Origin of the sequence: Bradyrhizobium sp. Leo170 (genome assembly GCF_004296405.1) — a bacterium.
Lineage (GTDB): Bacteria > Pseudomonadota > Alphaproteobacteria > Rhizobiales > Xanthobacteraceae > Bradyrhizobium.
The window spans coordinates 1-875 of record NZ_PSRR01000779.1 but is presented as its reverse complement, the minus strand read 5'-3'; the positions used below and the strand labels follow the sequence as shown (position 1 = coordinate 875).

Annotated in this window: 2 protein-coding genes; both read left to right on the top strand. The window is 65.1% G+C overall.

Going from position 1 to position 875, the window contains the following annotated elements; translation table 11 throughout:
• Window positions 1-85 precede the first annotated feature (85 nt).
• Complete coding sequence (gene tnpA / locus CWO89_RS49020) at window positions 86-547, top strand: IS66-like element accessory protein TnpA (RefSeq protein ID WP_130584434.1); 462 nt, start codon at window positions 86-88, stop codon at window positions 545-547.
• A partial coding sequence (gene tnpB, locus CWO89_RS44650) for an IS66 family insertion sequence element accessory protein TnpB (RefSeq protein ID WP_130584433.1) occupies window positions 544-875 on the top strand: 332 nt, incomplete at its 3' end. The genes tnpA and tnpB, both read left to right, overlap by 4 nt.

Below are 875 nucleotides of genomic sequence, written 5' to 3'. Positions count from 1 at the left end.
GTAACCGGCATGAGGCCCCCACCTAGCCATCCTTCGGCTTGCGCGCGATACAGCCTGGCATGAGCGGATCGGTGGAGGTGTAACGATGGCAAATGCCATGCTTGATGCCAGGCAGGAAGGTGACTCCTATCGTCGCGTCGAGGTGATCACTGGGGAGCGCCGACGGCGACGGTGGACGGGCGAGGAGAAGGCCCGGATCGTGGCGGAGAGCTTTGAGGAGGGTGCGAACATCTCCGAGGTGGCGCGGCGCAATGGGGTTTCCCGCGGGCTGCTTACGGTGTGGCGACGCCAAGTTGCGGCGGCGGTAGCGGGCAAGGCGCCAAGCTTCGTGCCGATCCAAATTGGTGCCGAGAGCGGTGGCGGGACAGCTGGCGAGTCCGAGCGTATTTCGCCGGTACAGACGAAGCCTTTGGAGATCGCCGCGCCGCCGGCCAAGGTCTGCGGGGTGGTCGAGATCGAGGTGAACGGGGCGCGCATCCGGGTCGAGTCGGGCGTGGAGCTGGCGACCCTGTCGACGGTGCTGGCGGCGCTTCGGGGGATCCGGTGATTGCACTACGGTCTGACCTCAAGGTGGTGCTGGCGGCACAGCCGGTCGACTTTCGCAAATTGGTGCACACGCTGTCGGCGCTGGTGAGCGAAGCGCTGCGTGCGAACCCGTATTGCAGCGACGTCTTCGTGTTCCGCAGCAAGCGCATGGACAGAGTGAAGCTTCTGGCGTGGGACGGCAGCGGCATGGTGCTGGTAACGAAGTGGTTGCACCAAGGACGTTTCACCTGGCCGCCGATCCGCGACGGCGTTGTGCATCTCAGTGCGACGCAGCTTGCGATGCTGCTCGACGGGCTCGAGTGGACGCGTGTGTCGCCCAAGCCTGTAAA